15 protein-coding genes are annotated in these 16,214 nt (G+C 64.3%); 6 read left to right on the top strand and 9 right to left on the bottom strand.

Annotated features, from left to right (window positions below; translation table 11 throughout):
• Positions 1-40 precede the first annotated feature (40 nt).
• The 3 genes from IB263_RS20320 to purU all read left to right on the top strand — a co-directional run bounded on the left by IB263_RS20320 (position 41) and on the right by purU (position 2,808).
• Positions 41-1,066 carry a fumarylacetoacetate hydrolase family protein gene (locus IB263_RS20320; protein ID WP_060581238.1) on the top strand — a complete coding sequence of 342 codons (1,026 nt, stop codon included), beginning with the start codon at positions 41-43 and terminating at the stop codon, positions 1,064-1,066.
• A 20-nt stretch (positions 1,067-1,086) separates the two neighbouring features.
• Positions 1,087-1,725, top strand: coding sequence for a maleylacetoacetate isomerase (maiA, locus tag IB263_RS20315; protein ID WP_192438920.1), 639 nt, complete (start codon positions 1,087-1,089; stop codon positions 1,723-1,725).
• Positions 1,726-1,923: 198 nt separating this feature from the next.
• Entirely contained in the window at positions 1,924-2,808 is an 885-nt protein-coding gene (gene purU, locus IB263_RS20310; RefSeq protein ID WP_034787183.1) for a formyltetrahydrofolate deformylase, read from the top strand.
• 99 nt (positions 2,809-2,907) lie between these two features.
• Here purU and IB263_RS20305 read toward each other — a convergent pair whose 3' ends face one another.
• The 6 genes from IB263_RS20305 to IB263_RS20280 all read right to left on the bottom strand — a co-directional run bounded on the left by IB263_RS20305 (position 2,908) and on the right by IB263_RS20280 (position 10,926).
• Positions 2,908-4,089, bottom strand: a complete 1,182-nt coding sequence (locus tag IB263_RS20305) for an acetyl-CoA C-acyltransferase (protein WP_112771876.1) — start codon at positions 4,087-4,089, stop codon at positions 2,908-2,910.
• 135 nt (positions 4,090-4,224) lie between these two features.
• The gene (lpdA, locus tag IB263_RS20300) at positions 4,225-5,619 is read right to left on the bottom strand and encodes a dihydrolipoyl dehydrogenase (protein WP_134886256.1); all 1,395 of its coding nucleotides are present in this window, start codon (positions 5,617-5,619) and stop codon (positions 4,225-4,227) included.
• A gap of 7 nt (positions 5,620-5,626) precedes the next feature.
• Positions 5,627-6,925, bottom strand: coding sequence for a dihydrolipoamide acetyltransferase family protein (locus IB263_RS20295; RefSeq protein ID WP_192438919.1), 1,299 nt, complete (start codon positions 6,923-6,925; stop codon positions 5,627-5,629).
• Position 6,926: 1 nt separating this feature from the next.
• Entirely contained in the window at positions 6,927-7,940 is a 1,014-nt protein-coding gene (locus tag IB263_RS20290) for an alpha-ketoacid dehydrogenase subunit beta (protein ID WP_034787163.1), read from the bottom strand.
• A 1-nt stretch (position 7,941) separates the two neighbouring features.
• Complete coding sequence (locus IB263_RS20285; RefSeq protein ID WP_113535966.1) at positions 7,942-9,174, bottom strand: 3-methyl-2-oxobutanoate dehydrogenase (2-methylpropanoyl-transferring) subunit alpha; 1,233 nt, start codon at positions 9,172-9,174, stop codon at positions 7,942-7,944.
• A 420-nt stretch (positions 9,175-9,594) separates the two neighbouring features.
• The gene (locus IB263_RS20280) at positions 9,595-10,926 is read right to left on the bottom strand and encodes an FAD-binding oxidoreductase (RefSeq protein ID WP_192438918.1); all 1,332 of its coding nucleotides are present in this window, start codon (positions 10,924-10,926) and stop codon (positions 9,595-9,597) included.
• A gap of 185 nt (positions 10,927-11,111) precedes the next feature.
• Here IB263_RS20280 and IB263_RS20275 point away from each other — a divergent pair, with 185 nt between their 5' ends.
• Positions 11,112-11,513 carry a winged helix-turn-helix domain-containing protein gene (locus IB263_RS20275; protein WP_060517635.1) on the top strand — a complete coding sequence of 134 codons (402 nt, stop codon included), beginning with the start codon at positions 11,112-11,114 and terminating at the stop codon, positions 11,511-11,513.
• A 100-nt stretch (positions 11,514-11,613) separates the two neighbouring features.
• Here the strand turns inward: IB263_RS20275 and modC are convergent, their stop codons facing one another.
• The 3 genes from modC to modA form a co-directional block, all read right to left on the bottom strand.
• On the bottom strand, positions 11,614-12,687 hold the full coding sequence (gene modC, locus IB263_RS20270; RefSeq protein WP_192438917.1) for a molybdenum ABC transporter ATP-binding protein: 1,074 nt from the start codon (positions 12,685-12,687) through the stop codon (positions 11,614-11,616).
• A complete protein-coding gene (gene modB / locus IB263_RS20265) occupies positions 12,684-13,385 on the bottom strand; it encodes a molybdate ABC transporter permease subunit (RefSeq protein ID WP_034787131.1) in 702 nt (233 codons plus the stop codon). The genes modC and modB overlap by 4 nt, the downstream gene beginning before the upstream one ends.
• Positions 13,386-13,548: 163 nt before the next feature.
• Positions 13,549-14,340, bottom strand: coding sequence for a molybdate ABC transporter substrate-binding protein (gene modA / locus IB263_RS20260; RefSeq protein WP_192438916.1), 792 nt, complete (start codon positions 14,338-14,340; stop codon positions 13,549-13,551).
• Between the two features lie 235 nt (positions 14,341-14,575).
• Between modA and ung the strand changes: the two genes are divergently transcribed.
• On the top strand, positions 14,576-15,280 hold the full coding sequence (ung, locus tag IB263_RS20255) for a uracil-DNA glycosylase (RefSeq protein ID WP_060581245.1): 705 nt from the start codon (positions 14,576-14,578) through the stop codon (positions 15,278-15,280).
• 97 nt (positions 15,281-15,377) lie between these two features.
• Positions 15,378-16,148: a precorrin-6A synthase (deacetylating) gene (gene cobF / locus IB263_RS20250; RefSeq protein ID WP_192438915.1), complete on the top strand. Its 771-nt coding sequence runs from the start codon at positions 15,378-15,380 to the stop codon at positions 16,146-16,148.
• Positions 16,149-16,214: the final 66 nt, after the last annotated feature.

Below are 16,214 nucleotides of genomic sequence, written 5' to 3'. Positions count from 1 at the left end.
TTCGGTCTGGAACAATGAGAAGTTTGAGAGGGAGGACTGCATGAAACTGGCGACACTCAAGGACAGTACGCGCGACGGAAAGCTCGTGGTCGTCTCCCGCGATCTTACCCGCTGCTCGGAGGTCGGGCACATCGCCCGCACGCTGCAGGCAGCGCTCGACGACTGGGCGCATGCGGGCCCTCGGCTTGCGCGCGTCGCCGAAGGGATCGAGACCGGTTCGCAGCCGACGATCCGCTTCCATGAACATGATGCGCTGTCGCCGTTGCCGCGCGCTTACCAATGGGCCGACGGCTCGGCCTACGTCAATCACGTCGAGCTGGTGCGCAAGGCCCGCAATGCCGAGATGCCTTCAAGCTTCTGGACCGATCCCTTGATGTACCAGGGCGGCTCCGACAGCTTCATTGCGCCGCGCGATCCGATCCCGCTTGCCGACGAGACCTTTGGCGTCGACATGGAGGGCGAGGTCGCCGTCATCGTCGACGACGTGCCGATGGGTGCGACCATCGACGAGGCACGGGCGGCGATCCAGCTCGTCATGCTCGTCAACGACGTGTCGCTGCGCGGGTTGATCCCGGCCGAGCTTGCCAAGGGTTTTGGTTTCTTCCAGTCAAAGCCGTCGTCGGCCTTTTCGCCGGTTGCCGTTTCGCCGGATGAACTGGGCGACGCCTGGGACGGCGGCAAGCTGCACCTGCCGCTCCAAGTCGACCTCAACGGCAAACCCTTCGGCCGCGCCAATGCCGGCATCGACATGACCTTCGATTTTGCGCAGCTGGTCGCGCATGCGGCCAAGACCCGGCCGCTTTCCGCCGGCACGATCATCGGTTCGGGCACCGTTTCCAACAAGCTCGACGGCGGACCGGGCAAGCCTGTTGCGGAAGGCGGTGCCGGCTATTCCTGCATCGCTGAACTCCGGATGATCGAGACGATCGCCGGCGGTGCGCCGAAAACCCAGTTCCTGAGGGTCGGCGACGTCGTGCGCATCGAGATGAAGGACAAAACCGGTCATTCCATCTTCGGAGCTATCGAACAGACCGTCGAAGCTTACAACACAGTCGGAAACGGCTGACTGACACGAACGGGCAAGGCATGAGCGAGACCGTCCTTTACGACTACTGGCGTTCGTCGGCGAGCTATCGGGTGCGCATCGCGCTCAACAGCCTCGGTGAAAGCTATCGTTCTGTGCCGGTCGACCTGCTTGCCAAGGCACACAAGGCGCCGGACCATCTGGTCCGCAACCCGCAAGGGCTCGTGCCTGTCCTTGAGATCGATGGCGAGCGCTTCACGCAATCGCTCGCCATCATCGAGTACCTCGCCGAGACCCGGGCAACCTCCGGCTTCCTGCCGGATGACGCCATCGGTCGTCAGCGGGTGCGCAGCCTGTCCTATGCGATCGCCATGGACATCCACCCCGTCTGCAATCTCAGCGTCGTGTCCCACGTCATGGCCAATGCCGAGGACAGCGAGGCGGCGCGGCGCAACTGGATGCGCAAATTCATCGGCGAGGGGCTTGCCGCCTTCGAACGGTTGCTCGACCATTCCGCGACCGGGCGCTTCTGCCATGGCGACATGCCGACCATGGCGGATTTCTGCCTTGTGCCGCAGGTCTACAATGCCCGCCGATGGGACGTCGATCTTTCGGCCTGTCCGCAGCTGGTCGCGATCGACCAGAACTGCGCGGAGATCGAGGCTTTCGCCCGCGCGCACCCGGACCGCACGCCGCGCTGAGGGGCCACGCGGCTTCCCGCTTGATCCCTTCTCCTTGCACCTTCGGATGCGCCCGCATCCTGCGGGCCGCCTTCTCTGGCCGGTTCCGTCAAGCGAATGTCGCGAATGGATCGACGGCGGCGAAAAGGCCGCGCTAGTTTTTGTATGACTGGCCGTATAAGGGGGGCCGGAAAAACCTCTGGAGCGAGAGACATACCGATGAAAAGCTATGTGCTGAACGTCAGCTGCAAGACCACCCGTGGCATCGTCGCCGCGATCACCGGCTATCTCGCCGAAAAGGGCTGTTATATCTCCGACAGTTCGCAGTTCGACGACCTCGAAACCGGCCTGTTCTTCATGCGTCTCAGCTTCATCAGCCAGGAAGGCGCAAAACTCGACGAGTTGAAGGCAGGTTTCGAAGCGGTGGTGAAGCGCTTCGACATGAACGCCGAGATCCGCGACAGCGAGGAGCGCATGAAGGTGCTGCTCATGGTGTCGCGTTTCGGCCATTGCCTCAACGACCTGCTCTATCGCTGGAAGATCGGCGCACTGCCGATCGATATCGTCGGTGTCGTCTCCAACCACTTCGACTACCAGAAGGTGGTGGTCAACCACGATATCCCGTTCCACTGCATCAAGGTGACGAAGGAGAACAAGCCGAAGGCGGAAGCCCAGCTGCTGGAACTGGTCGACCAGACCGGCGCCGAACTGATCGTGCTTGCCCGCTACATGCAGGTCCTGTCCGACGCGCTCTGCAAGAAGATGTCGGGCCGCATCATCAACATCCATCACTCCTTCCTGCCGTCGTTCAAGGGCGCCAACCCCTACAAGCAGGCCTATGAGCGCGGCGTGAAGCTGATCGGCGCGACGGCGCACTACGTCACCGCCGACCTCGACGAAGGCCCGATCATCGAGCAGGACATCGCCCGCATCACCCACGCCCAGAGCGCCGAAGACTATGTCTCGATCGGCCGCGACGTGGAAAGCCAGGTGCTGGCGCGCGCCGTGCACGCCCATATCCACAACCGTTGCTTCATCAACGGCAACCGTGTCGTCGTCTTCCCGCCGAGCCCCGGCTCCTATGCTTCCGAGCGTATGGGGTGAGGCGTCAGGCAAATCGCATGCTGAAAACGAGAAACGCCGCCGGTTCGATCGGCGGCGTTTCTCTTAGGTTGGAGCGCGAGGCGACCGGAACGCGCTACGCTATTGCAACAGCTCAAGCCCGACCGCCGTCGCCTCGCCGCCGCCGATGCAGAGCGAGGCGATGCCGCGCTTGACGCCGTTGGCGCGCATGGCGTGAAGCAATGTCACGATGATGCGGGCGCCGGATGCTCCGATCGGATGGCCGAGTGCGCAGGCGCCGCCGTTGATGTTGACGATCTCGTCCGACAGGCCGAGGTCGCGGATCGCCGCCATCGCCACCACGGCGAAGGCCTCGTTGATTTCGTAGAGGCCGACGCTGCCCTTCTCCCAGGCGAGCCTTGCCAGCAGCTTGTCGATTGCGCCAATCGGGGCCGTCGTGAACCAGGCCGGCTCCTGGGCGTGGCCCGCATGGCCCGCGACGATAGCAAGCGGGGTCAGCCCACGCTTTTCCGCTTCGCTGGCGCGCATCAGGATCAGCGCCGCTGCCCCGTCTGATATCGACGACGAATTGGCGGCCGTCACGCTGCCGCCGTCGCGGAAGGCGGGTTTCAGCTTCGGGATCTTTGACGGATCCGATTTGGTCGGCTGTTCGTCGCGGTCGAGATTGGCGGTCTGGCGCTTGCCGGCGCCAGCGACTGCCACGACTTCCGCGGCAAAGGAACCATCCTCGGCTGCGCGGGTTGCGCGCTCCAGGGATCGCAGCGCAAAGCCGTCCTGATCGGCGCGCGAGAACTGATAGTGCTCGGCCGTGTCCTCGGCATAGGTGCCCATCAGCCGGCCGGAATAGGCGTCTTCGAGGCCGTCGAGGAACATGTGGTCCTTGACTTCGCCATGACCCAGGCGGAAGCCGCCGCGCGCTTTCGGCAGCAGATAGGGCGCGTTGGTCATCGACTCCATGCCGCCGACCGCAAGCACCGACGCGCTACCGGACAGCAGAGCATCGTGGCCAAGCATCAGCGCCTTCATGCCGGAGCCGCAGACCTTGGAGATGGTCGTCGACGGCGTTTCCTTGCCGAGGCCGGCGCCAAGGGCTGCCTGGCGCGCCGGGTTCTGGCCAATGCCGGCCGGCAGCACATTGCCCATCAACACCTCGTCGACAGCATCAAGGCCGGCACGATCGAGTGCGGCTTTGAGCGCTATGGCGCCGATTTCCGGCGCGGTCAAATCCTTGAGGCTGCCCTGAAAGGCGCCCATTGGCGTGCGGGCCGCCGAAACGATGACGATCGGGTCAGTTCTGCTCATGTCTTTCTCCCATACGGCAAAAGGCAATGGTTGGCGCGAGTGCGTGCCCCGCGTGTGTCCTTCTCCCCGCGTGGCGGGGAGAAGGTGGTCGGCAGGCCGGATGAGGGGCACTTTTGCCCCAACCGCCCCTCGACGTCAGATATGCAGCGCGTGCCCCAGCGCCTTCAACGCGGACTCCTGGAAAGCTTCCGATTGCGTTGGATGCGCATGGATCGTACCGGCGATGTCTTCGAGGCGCGCGCCCATTTCGATCGCCAGGCTGAAGCTTGCCGAGAGTTCCGAGACGCCGTGGCCGACGGCCTGGATGCCGAGCACCAGGTGGTTGTCGGCGCGAGCGACGATGCGAACGAAACCGTCTTCGGCGAGCGTCGTCATGGCGCGGCCATTCGCCTGGAAGGGGAACTGGCCGATCTTGATCTCGATGCCGCTCGCACGCGCCTCGTCGGGCGAGAGCCCTGCGGTGACGATCTCCGGATCGGTGAAGCAGACGGCCGGGATGCAGCGCTTGTCCCAGTTGCGCTTGTGACCGGCGACGATCTCCGCCACCATTTCCCCTTGCGCCATGGCGCGGTGCGCCAGCATCGGCTCGCCGGTGACGTCGCCGATTGCATAGATGCCGCGCATGGACGTCCGGCACTGGTCGTCGATGCGGATGAAGCGGCCGGTGCGGTCGAGGTCGATTTCCTCAAGGCCGAAGCCCTCGGTCACGGGTTTGCGGCCGACGGTGACCAGCACCTTTTCGGCGGCGACATCGATTGCGCGGCCGTTGTGTTCGGCTTGCAGGCTGCCGGTTTCGGTGGAGTAGCTCTTGGCGACCGTCTGGGTGAAGACCTCGATGCCGAGTTCGCCGAGACGCTTGGCGATCGGTTTCGTCAGATCGGCGTCATAGAGCGGCAGAATGCGCGGCTGCGCTTCGAGTACGGTCACGTGGCTGCCGAGCTTGGCGAAAGCGGTGCCAAGTTCGAGACCGATGTAACCGCCGCCGATGACGGCGATGCTCTTCGGCACGCTTTTCAGCGACAGGGCCTCGGTCGAGGAAATGATCGACCCGCCGAAAGGCAGGTCGGGCAGCTCGACCGGCGCCGAGCCGGTGGCAATGACGATCGTCTCGGCGCGGATGCGCTGCAGTCCGATCTCGGTGTCGACATCGACGGTCTTGCCGTCGACGAAACGGGCGGTGCCGATCACCGCCTTGACGCCGGCCTTCTTCAAAAGCCCGATGACGCCGCCGTTCAGCCGGCCAACGATGCCATCCTTCCAGGCGATGGTGCGGGCGAGGTCGATTGTCGGATTGGCGAGCGACAGACCGAGCGGGCTGCGGCCGGAAGCGGCCGAGCGCAGCTTATGAAACTCTTCCGCCGCATGGATGAGGGCCTTGGAGGGAATACAACCGACATTGAGGCAGGTGCCGCCGGCCTTCGCCTTTTCGACGATGACCGTGTCGATGCCGAGCTGACCGGCGCGGATGGCACAAATATAGCCGCCGGGGCCGGCGCCGATGACGAGCAGCTTGCAGGAAATTTCCTTCATTATCGCCTCAGGCCTCCACGAAAATAAGCGCCGGCGTTTCGAGCAGGGTCTTCAGCCGCTGCACGAAGACGGCCGCATCCCAGCCGTCGATGACGCGGTGATCGAAGCTCGAGGACAGGTTCATGATCTTGCGCGGCACGAACTGCGTGCCGTCCCAGACCGGGCGGACGGCGAGCTTGTTGACGCCGATGATCGCGACTTCCGGATGGTTGATGACCGGCGTGGAGACGATGCCGCCGAGCGCGCCGAGCGAAGAGATGGTGATGGTCGATCCGGTGAGCTCGTCGCGGGTGGCCGTGCCGGTGCGGGCAGCGTCCGCGAGGCGATTGAGCTCGTTGGCACAATCCCAGATGCCGCGGGCTTCGGCATGGCGCACGACCGGAACGGTGAGGCCGGCCGGCGTCTGCGTCGCGATGCCGATATGCACGCCGTGATGGCGGCTGATGATGCCGGCGCCGTCGTCGAACGTGGCATTGACGGCGGGCAGATCAGCGATCGCCTTGACAAGCGCCCGCATCAGATAGGGCAGGATCGTCAGCTTCGGCTGGTCGGGCTTACGGTCGCGGTTCATGGTGGTGCGCAGCTCTTCCACCGCGGTCATATCGACCTCTTCCACATAAGTGATGTGGGGAATGCGTAAGGTCGAAAGCGACATCTTCTCGGCGATGCGACGGCGAAGGCCGGTTACCTTGATCTCGTCGACGGCGGTCTTGCGCTGCAGGCCGGCCGGCGCAAGCGCCGGCTGGGCGCCGCGGGCGATGAACTGGTCGAGGTCATCATGGGTGATGCGGCCGGCCGGACCGGTGCCGGTCACCTGGCGCAGATCGACGCCGCTTTCCTTGGCGCGCAGGCGCACGGCGGGCGAAGCCAGTGCCTTTTCCAGCCGCTCGCCAGTCTGGTGCACGCCGTTGGCTTGGACGCCGTTCGCGGCCGGTGCTTTTGCCTCGATTTTGGCGGGTTGCGCCGGCTTGGCCGCCGGTGCGGGCGCCTCGGCCTTTACAACGGGCTTCTCTTCCGCCTTGGCAACCGGCTTGTCGTCAGCCGCCGTCGAGCTTTCCCCTTCGCCAGCGATTTCGATGCGCACCAATGGCGCCTTCACCGCAACGGTGTCGCCCACCTCGGCGCCGAGCCAGAGCACGGTGCCGGTGACGGGCGAGGGGATTTCGACGGTCGCCTTGTCGGTCATCACGGCGGCGAGCACCATGTCCTCGCGCACGGGGTCACCGGGCTTCACATGCCATTCGACGAGTTCAGCCTCGGCCACGCCTTCGCCGACATCGGGCATCTTGATTACGAATTCGCCCATGTCAGGCCTCCATCACTTCGACGAGCGCGCGTCCGACGCGCGCGGGGCCGGGGAAATAGTCCCATTCCTGCGCGTGCGGGTAGGGCGTGTCCCAGCCGGCGACGCGCACGACGGGCGCTTCGAGATGGTAGAAGCAGTGCTCCTGCACGAGGGCGGCCACTTCGCCGCCGAAGCCCGACGTCAGCGTCGCTTCGTGCACGACGACGCAGCGGCCGGTCTTTTCGACCGACTTGACGATCGTATCGAGGTCGAGCGGCAGCAGACTGCGCAGGTCGATCACCTCGGCGTCGATGCCGGTTTCCTCGGCAGCAGCGAGCGCCACATGCACCATGGTGCCATAGGCGACGACGGTGACGGCGGAGCCCTCTCGGCGGACTTCCGCCTTGCCGATCGGAACGGTGTAGTGGCCTTCCGGCACCTCGCCGAGATCGTGTTTCGACCAGGGAATGACTGGCCGGTCATGGTGGCCGTCGAAGGGGCCGTTGTAGAGCCGCTTCGGTTCCAGGAACATCACCGGATCCGGATCCTCGATCGAGGCGATCAGCAGGCCCTTGGCGTCATAGGGATTGGACGGCACGACGACTTTCAGGCCGCAGACGTGAGTGAAGAGCGCTTCCGGGCTCTGACTATGCGTCTGGCCACCGAAGATGCCGCCGCCGGTCGGCATGCGCAGCACGATCGGGCAGGTGAAATCACCGTTGGAGCGGTAACGAATACGGGCCGCTTCCTGGGTGATCTGGTCGTAGGCCGGATACATATAGTCGGCGAACTGGATCTCGACGCAGGGCTTCAGCCCGTAGGCGGCCATGCCGATCGCCGTGCCGACGATGCCACTTTCGCTGATCGGCGCGTCGAAACAGCGGGTCTTGCCGTATTTCGCCTGGAGGCCTTGCGTGCAACGGAAGACTCCACCGAAATAGCCGACGTCCTCGCCGAAGACGACGACATTGTCGTCGCGCTCCATGGATACGTCCATGGCGCTGCGCACGGCTTCGATCATTGTCATTCTGGCCATATCAGTATCCTGCCTTCTGCCGCTGGCGGCGAATGTGCGGCGGCATCTCGGCATAGACGCCCTCGAAGATATCGCGCACCGAGGGCTTGCCGCCGGCATGCAGCGTGCCGTGGCCTTCAGCCTGTTTCTGGGCCTGGATCACTTCGTCGAGGATCTCGGCTTCCGCCTGGGTGTGGCGCTCTTCCGACCAGGCGCCGCGCAGAATCAGGTGCTTCTTCAATCTCAGCACCGGGTCGCCGAGCGGCCAGGCTTCCGATTCCGTCTTCGGGCGGTAGGCGCTCGGATCGTCGGAGGTCGAATGGGCGCCGACGCGGTAGGTGACATATTCGATCAGTGTCGGACCGAGATTGCGACGGGCGCGCTCGGCCGCCCATTTGGCGACGGCGTAGACGGCGAGATAGTCGTTGCCGTCGACGCGCAGCGCCGGGATGCCGAAGCCGAGGCCGCGGGCGGCAAATGTGCCGGAGCCGCCACGGGCGATGCCCTGGAAGGTGGAGATCGCCCACTGATTGTTGACGATGTTGAGGATAACGGGCGCCTTGTAGGTGGAGGCAAAGACGAGCGCCGAGTGGAAGTCCGATTCCGCCGTCGAGCCGTCGCCGATCCAGGCGGCTGCGATCTTGGTGTCGCGCTTGATGGCCGACGCCATCGCCCAGCCGACCGCCTGCACATATTGGGTGGCGAGGTTGCCGGAGATGGTGAAGAAGCCATGCTCCTTGGAGGAATACATGATCGGCAGCTGCCGGCCGCGCAGAGGGTCGCTCTCGTTCGAGAAGATCTGGTTCATCATCTCGACCATGGGATAGCCGTCGGCGATCAGAAGACCGGCCTGTCGATAGGTCGGGAAGTTCATGTCGCCCTTCACCAACGCCTTGCGGAAGGCGCAACTGACGGCCTCTTCGCCCAGATGCTGCATGTAGAAGGAGGTCTTGCCTTGACGCTGCGCCATGACCATGCGCGCATCGAAGGCGCGCAGCAGCATCATGTGCCTGAGGCCGGAGAGCAACTCGTCATCCGAAAGCAGCCCGGCCCAGGGGCCGACCGCTTCGCCGTCGCGGTTCAAGACGCGGATGATCGAATAGGCGAGGTCGCGCATCTCTTCCGGCGCGACGTCCACCTCCGGGCGCGGCACGGAGCCAGCCTTCGGGATCTTGACGTTGGAGAAATCCGGCTGGCCGCCGGGCCGAACGGCGGGTTCGGGGACATGCAGGCTAAGTCGATCGAGATCGCTCATGCGGTTTCCGGCCTCCTCCGGAGTGCGCAGTGCACCAAATCAAGATCGGTTCGAGTCGAACCGCTCTTCATTTCTGTTCTCACGCATTTCCGGACGCAAAGGCGCTAGGACCCTCGCTGGAAATGCTCTGGGACGGGATAACGATGGGCCTGAGGTGTACGAGGACGTGCAATGTGACCGGCAAGGCTCCTCCGCCCAAGGTCTGCACAGACTCCTCCTAAAAGCCCCCGCTCTCCCGACGGGAATGCTCACAGACTGCCACGAGTTCCGGGGCTTATGAAGGTCTTTCCGTGTTGCGGGGCAGGGGCAGGCGAAGAAAGATAGAATCCTGCCGGGAGTGCGCCCACGCGTTGTGTCGTTCACCTTCCTGCCGGTCGTTGCCGGTAATTTTCTTTCGCGGCGATCCGTCGGCGGTAGCGTTCAGACCGGCGGGGCGATGGTGATCGGCGTTCCATCGAGGAAGCGCGAGAGCCGGAATGGCGTCGGATCGACGATCGGTTTCTCGCCCGTTACGAGGTCGGCGACGAGGTGTCCGGCGCCAGGCCCGATGCCAAAACCGTGGCCGGAAAAACCCGTCGCGACAATGAGGCCCGGAACGGTTTCGGCGGGTGAGATGACGGGGACGGCATCGGGCATCACATCGATCAGTCCTCCCCATATCTGTTGCACCTTGGTTTTGCGCAGGAATGGCAAGGCCCTGCCGGCGGCGTCGAGGGCCCGCAGGGCGCGCCGCGAATCCGGATTGGGATCGAGCACGCGGTGGCGCTCGAAGGCGCCGGGCCGGTCGAGCGGGACGGTGCCGATCTCGAACAATTCGTTCCAGCTCTGGGCGTTGATGCCCACCTGCACGGCATCGCCCTCCGCCTTTCGCGCCGGCTGGAAATCGCGGAAGAATGCGAAGCTGTCGGGCACGACCGCGTGCAGGTTGGCGGCACCGTCGGCAATCGTGTAACCGCCATCGAGGCGCTTGCGATAGGCATAGGTCGCGGTTGCGCCGGCCCCTTCCGGACCGCCGGAGACCGGCCCGGTTCTCAACACCGTATTCCGCACCTTCAGCTGCGGCAGCCGGATGCCGAGGCTTTTGAGAAAGAGCCTGGACCAGGCGCCGCCGGCGACGATGACGGTCGACGTCTCGATGCGGCCTCTCTCGGTGACGACGGCGGAGATCCGGCCCGCTGCCTTTTCGACCCCGCGCACGGCGCAGCCCGTCAGGATACGGGCACCGGCGCGGCGTGCACCGGCGACAATCGCGGGCACCGCCTTCTGCGGTTCTGCCCGGCCGTCGCTCGGCGTGAAGAGCCCGCCTTGGTAGCGGATGGCGGCGCCCGGCATCATCGCCTCTGTCGTGTCGGAACTGAGTTGCACGCTGTCGACGCCGTAGGGTCGGGCCATGGCAAGCCAGGCGTCGCGATTGGCGATGTCGCGCTCATTCTCGGAGACATAGAGGATGCCGCTGCGGCGAAAGCCGGTCTCGCCATTGATGCGCGTGTCGAGCGTGTCCCAGATCTTCAGCGCCTCGATCGCCAGCGGGATTTCGCGCTCGTCACGGCCCATCACCCGAACCCAGCCCCAGTTGCGGCTCGATTGCTCGGCGCCGGGCGTGCCCTTCTCGCAGAGCACGACGTCGATACCGCGTTCGGCAAGGAAGAGGGCGGTGCTGACGCCGATGATGCCGCCGCCGACGATGACGACGTCAGCCCTGGCGGGCAGGGTGGTGTCTGTGGCGATCGGATCGAGCGTGGGACCGGGCATGGGGAGGGCACTTTCGGGCAGGAGGTGTCGAGGCCATCGGTGCATGCCGCCGCCGCGAGATCAAGACCTGCAATCTGGCCGTCGTCGGCCGGCGCTCGGTTGCTGGCAATCTTTTATCGCCAACCCGTCCGGTTCGCCGCGAGACGGTCTTTCGGAATTTTGCGCGTGCTTCTATGCTCGCGCGCATGAGTGAGAGCCGCCCCGATCTTCGCCCCGTCCTGCGCATCGATTTTCCGCCCGCCGACCGGCTCGGCCGCGGCAAGATCCTCTTGCTCGAACTGATCCGCGAGACCGGCTCCATCTCCGCCGCCGGCCGGGCGATGGACATGTCGTACCGCCGCGCCTGGCTGCTGGTCGATGCCCTGAACCGGATGTTCAGCGAGCCTTCGGTAGAATCACAGCGCGGCGGCAAGCAGGGTGGCGGAGCCCTGGTGACGCCGTTCGGCGAAGAGCTTATCCGGCGCTACCGCGAGATGGAGGAGAAGGCGCGCCTTGCGATCGGCGAGGATCTGGCCTGGCTCGAATCCGTTCGGAGCAGCGATACACCGGCGTTCGATACGGCCGAGGCTGTTTCCAAAAAGGCCTAATGCATGTCGCGCAAAAGTGTGCAGCGGTATCGCGGCAACGACATGCATAAAAACAAGAGCTTAGAGCCTGGCGCGCGAATGCGTTTTCATGCGACAGGCTTTAGTGATCGATCGCGACCGACTTGATGACGGCATAGACGGTTTTGCCGGGAACAAGCTGCAGCGCGTCGCAGGAAAAGCGGGTGATGCGGGCGGCAATCGTCGCATCGCCGCAAGTCACCCGGACATCGACGCTGCCATCCTCCTCCGATGTCAGCGTCAGAATGCGCCCTTCGAGCACATTGAGCGCACTGATTTCCACTGGCCTTGAGGTCGCCAGCATGACGTCGCGGGCGGCGATGTGCAGGCGAAGCCTGACGCCGGCCGTCGCGCTGACACCAGCGATGCGCAGCCGTTCCCGCCCGACCCGGACGGTCGTCAGTTCGTGCACCGGATCGGTTCCCTCGACTTCGCCCTCCAGCAGGACACCGGCCTCGCGCCTGCCGGTGGCAAGCGTTGCGGCGGGCGCGCTCAACACCTCGGCGGCCGCGCCCGATGCGGTGACCCGACCGCTTTCGAGCACGACCACGCGCCGGGCCAACCGGGCGACTTCGCTGACGGAATGGCTGACATAGACGATCGGGATGCGCGCATCGTCGCGCAGCCGTTCGAGATAGGGCAGGATCTCCGCCTTGCGCGCCTCGTCGAGGGCGGCGAGCGGTTCGTCCATCAGCAGCAGCCGCGGTGCCGCGAGCAACGCCCGTCCGATCGCGACGCGCTGGCGCTCGCCGCCGGATAAAGCCGACGGGCTCCGATCGAGCAGATGGCCGATGCCGAGCATGTCGACGATGCGGGTAAACTCATTGCCGGTGCCGCTCTTGCCGGCGAACCAGCGGCCATAGGCGAGGTTGCGGCGTACACTCAAATGCGGAAACAGCCGCGCCTCCTGGAAGACATAGCCGAAGCGCCGGCGATGCACCGGCGTGAAGATTCTCCTCTCGCTGTCGGCGATAACGTCGCCATCGAGCAGGACACGTCCGCTTTCGGGCTTCAGAAGCCCGGCGATGATGTTGATGAGCGAGGTCTTGCCGGAGCCGGAGCGGCCGAACAGTGCGGTCACGCCTCCATCCGAGGTGAAGGCGGCGTCGAGCGCAAAATTGCCGAGTTGATGATGAGCTTCGACGGTAAGGCTCATTGGGCTGCCACCCGGCGCGCGGCAAATGTCGCCAGCAGTTCCGAGAGGATCAGCGCGGCCATGGAAATGATGACGGAAATGATTGTCAGCCGCATGGCGCCGGCATCGCCACCGGGCACCTGGGTGAAGGTGTAGATGGCGGCCGAAAGCGTCTGCGTTTCGCCGGGAATGTTGGAGACGAAGGTGATCGTGGCGCCGAACTCGCCCATCGCCTTGGCAAAGGCGATGATCATGCCGGCGATGATGCCGGGAATGATCAGCGGCAGCGTGACGGTGGCAAAGACCCAGAGGGGGCTGGCGCCGAGCGTGGTCGCCGCGTCCTCGAGCTTGCGGTCGACCGCCTCGATCGACAGGCGGATGCTGCGCACCATCAACGGGAAGGCCATGACGGCGCAGGCAAGGGCAGCACCGGTCCAGCGGAAGGAAAAGACGAGGCCAAAATAATCGGCGAAGAAGGCGCCGAGCGGGCCGCGGCGGCCGAAAAGCAGCAGCAGCAGGAAGCCGGTGACGACAGGCGGCAGGATCAGCGGCAGATGAACGAGGCCGTTCAGCAGTGTCTTGCCCCAGAAGCGCCCGCGGGCAAGTAGCATGGCGACCACGAGTGCGAAGGGCAGGCTGCAGATCATTGCGACGGTTGCGACACGCAGGCTCAACAGGATCGCCGTCCATTCCGCATCGCTCACTGCAAGCCAGTCCAATGGATATCGCTCCCCGATACGAGGCTTATGGGACGCGGCTGTCTGCCCCCTATGCCTCTGACAAATGTTCGCGTCGCCCGCGTTTGGGCGCGGGCGACGCGAACATGACGTTAGATGCTTCGCCTGCCTCTGGACAGACGGCACTAGCGCCTATTTCAGCCGGTTACTTCAGGACTGTGAAGCCTTGCTTTTCAAAGAGTTCAGCAGCCTTTGCCGACTTGACGAAGTTGATATAGGCGGCCGCATCAGGGCTCTTGCTCTCGGCCGTGATCGCGATCGGGTAGATGATCGGCGGATGGCTGTCTTCCGGGAAGGTGCCGACGACCTTGACGCCCGGGTCTGCCGCGGCATCGGTCTGGTAGACGATGCCGTACGGCGCTTCGCCGCGCGAAACGAGCAGGAGGGCGGCACGAACGCTTTCAGCGCCGGCGACCTTGGCCTCCACGGCCTTCCAGGCGTCGAGCTTTTCGAGCGCAGCCTTGCCGTACTTGCCGGCCGGAACGGAATCGACGGCACCCATGGCAAGGCGACCGTCACCGAGAATGCCAGCGAGATCGAAGCCCTGCTTGATTTCGACCGGGGCAGCGTCCTGGCTGCCGGAGACGAGCACGATGCGGTTGCCGAGCAGGTTTGCGCGGGTGTCGTCCTTGATCAGCTTCTTTTCGGCGAGGTAGTCCATCCAGGCGAGGTCGGCAGAGATGAAGACGTCGGCGGGCGCGCCCTGTTCCACCTGCTTGGCCAGTGCCGAGCTGGCCGCGTAGGAAACGGTCGTTTCCTTGCCACTTTCCTTCTGCCACTCGGCATTGATCGCATCGAGCGCGTTCTTCAGGCTCGCAGCCGCAAAGACCGTCACCTTTTCTTCCGCCTGTGCGGACGCCGGCAGAACACTTGCGCCGGCCCAGGCGAGGCCGAGCGCCAGCACCAGTCCCTTCAGCCAGTCTCTTCTCTTGATCATCGATTTCCCTCCAACGATGCGTGATATCTCTTAGGATACAACGATATCGCCTCCTGATTACCGTTGTATCTGTTGAAATACAATGCTCCTCAAAAGGGCTAGCGTAATACCCGTGTGGTTGTGGCCGCCCGGCAAAACCGGTGCAGCATTCCTGCGGCGGGCGCGATTGGGCTTGCGATGATGTCAGGGCGGCCTAAATTGCGGCCTCGATCCCCTGACATGGAGCGGACGTGCAATGGAAACGGCAGTGAAGCTTGAAGAAAGCTGGAAGGAAGCGTTGGCACCGGAATTCGCCAGCGTCTACATGGCTGACCTCAAGCAGTTCCTCGTGGCCCAGAAGAACGAGGGCCGGCAGATTTTCCCTCGCGGGCCTGAATATTTTCGCGCGCTCGACCTGACGCCGCTCGACAAGGTGCGCGTGGTCATTCTCGGCCAGGATCCCTATCACGGTGACGGCCAGGCGCATGGGCTCTGCTTCAGCGTTCGCCCCGGTGTCCGGACGCCGCCCTCGCTCGTCAACATCTACAAGGAACTGAATACCGATCTCGGCATTCCGCCGGCGCGACACGGCTTTCTCGAAAGCTGGGCGAAGCAAGGTGTGCTGCTCCTCAACAGCGTGCTGACGGTAGAGCGCGGCAACGCGGCATCACACCAGGGTCACGGTTGGGAAAAGTTCACGGATGCGATCATCCGTGCGGTCAACGAGGCCGAGCATCCCGTCGTCTTCATGCTTTGGGGCTCCTATGCGCAGAAGAAGGCGGCCTTCGTCGACCGCTCGCGCCATCTTGTCCTGAGGGCACCACATCCGTCGCCGCTCTCAGCCCATTCCGGCTTTCTCGGCTGCCGGCATTTTTCCCAGGCCAATGCCTTCCTCGAAAGCAAAGGCTTCGATCCGATCGACTGGCGGCTGCCGGAAAATCCGGCAGCGGACATCAACTGAAGGCTTGGCGCGAATGACGGCTTTGTCGTCGCCCTGAGGTCTTGCCTTGGCGGCGGCGATCCGCCTAAGACGCCCGAACGAAATGGCGGAGGCGGGCATGCGCAAAATTCTGATCATCGGCATCGGTTCGGGCAATCCCGAACACATGACCGTGCAGGCGATCAACGCGCTGAACTGCGCCGACGTGCTCTTTATCCCGACCAAGGGAGCGAAGAAGACCGAGCTTGCCGAAGTGCGCCGCGACATCTGCGCCCGCTACGTCACGCGCAAGGACAGCCGCACCGTCGAGTTCGCGGTGCCCGTGCGGCGCACCGAAGGCGTCAGCTATGACGGCAGCGTCGATGACTGGCACGCCCAGATCGCTGGGATTTACGAAGCGCTTCTGTCGAAGGAGTTGGGCGAAGAGGGAACTGGCGCGTTTCTCGTCTGGGGCGACCCGATGCTCTATGACAGCACCATTCGCATCGTCGAGCGGGTCAAGGCACGCGGTGAGCTCGCCTTCGCCTACGACGTCATTCCCGGGATCACCAGTCTGCAGGCGCTTTGCGCCAGCCACCGCATTCCGCTGAACCTCGTCGGCAAGCCGGTGGAGATCACCACGGGGCGTCGGCTGCACGAAAGCTTTCCCGAGAAGAGCCAGACCTCGGTCGTCATGCTCGATGGCGAACAGGCGTTTCAGCGGGTCGAGGACCCGGAGGCGGAGATCTATTGGGGCGCCTATCTCGGCACGCGGGATGAGATCGTCATTTCCGGCCGCGTGGCTGAGGTGAAGGACCGGATCCTTGAAACGCGGGCGGCGGCGCGCGCGAAGATGGGATGGATCATGGACATCTATCTCCTGCGCAAGGGCGCCGACTTCGACGAGTGACGGGGAGGGCCGATCTGCGTCGTGTTTGATCTCACTCAAGGTTTGCGGCTGTGTTATAGCGTCTTA

The sequence above is a fragment of the Ensifer sp. ENS03 genome (assembly GCF_014852035.1).
GTDB lineage: Bacteria > Pseudomonadota > Alphaproteobacteria > Rhizobiales > Rhizobiaceae > Ensifer > Ensifer adhaerens.
The sequence above is the reverse complement of the archived record's forward strand: the minus strand, read 5'-3'. Positions and strand labels throughout refer to the sequence as shown.

Excerpts from the sequence above, each read along its gene's own strand:
- modC (WP_192438917.1), bottom strand. The coding sequence starts at position 12,687 with ATGAGCCTTACCGTCGAAGCTCATCATCAACTCGGCAATTTTGCGCTC.
- cobF (WP_192438915.1), top strand. The coding sequence starts at position 15,378 with ATGCGCAAAATTCTGATCATCGGCATCGGTTCGGGCAATCCCGAACAC.
- IB263_RS20275 (WP_060517635.1), top strand. The coding sequence starts at position 11,112 with ATGAGTGAGAGCCGCCCCGATCTTCGCCCCGTCCTGCGCATCGATTTT.
- lpdA (WP_134886256.1), bottom strand. The coding sequence starts at position 5,619 with ATGAAGGAAATTTCCTGCAAGCTGCTCGTCATCGGCGCCGGCCCCGGC.
- maiA (WP_192438920.1), top strand. The coding sequence starts at position 1,087 with ATGAGCGAGACCGTCCTTTACGACTACTGGCGTTCGTCGGCGAGCTAT.
- ung (WP_060581245.1), top strand. The coding sequence starts at position 14,576 with ATGGAAACGGCAGTGAAGCTTGAAGAAAGCTGGAAGGAAGCGTTGGCA.
- IB263_RS20280 (WP_192438918.1), bottom strand. The coding sequence starts at position 10,926 with ATGCCCGGTCCCACGCTCGATCCGATCGCCACAGACACCACCCTGCCC.
- IB263_RS20295 (WP_192438919.1), bottom strand. The coding sequence starts at position 6,925 with ATGGGCGAATTCGTAATCAAGATGCCCGATGTCGGCGAAGGCGTGGCC.
- modA (WP_192438916.1), bottom strand. The coding sequence starts at position 14,340 with ATGATCAAGAGAAGAGACTGGCTGAAGGGACTGGTGCTGGCGCTCGGC.
- IB263_RS20290 (WP_034787163.1), bottom strand. The coding sequence starts at position 7,940 with ATGGCCAGAATGACAATGATCGAAGCCGTGCGCAGCGCCATGGACGTA.
- IB263_RS20285 (WP_113535966.1), bottom strand. The coding sequence starts at position 9,174 with ATGAGCGATCTCGATCGACTTAGCCTGCATGTCCCCGAACCCGCCGTT.
- IB263_RS20305 (WP_112771876.1), bottom strand. The coding sequence starts at position 4,089 with ATGAGCAGAACTGACCCGATCGTCATCGTTTCGGCGGCCCGCACGCCA.
- purU (WP_034787183.1), top strand. The coding sequence starts at position 1,924 with ATGAAAAGCTATGTGCTGAACGTCAGCTGCAAGACCACCCGTGGCATC.
- IB263_RS20320 (WP_060581238.1), top strand. The coding sequence starts at position 41 with ATGAAACTGGCGACACTCAAGGACAGTACGCGCGACGGAAAGCTCGTG.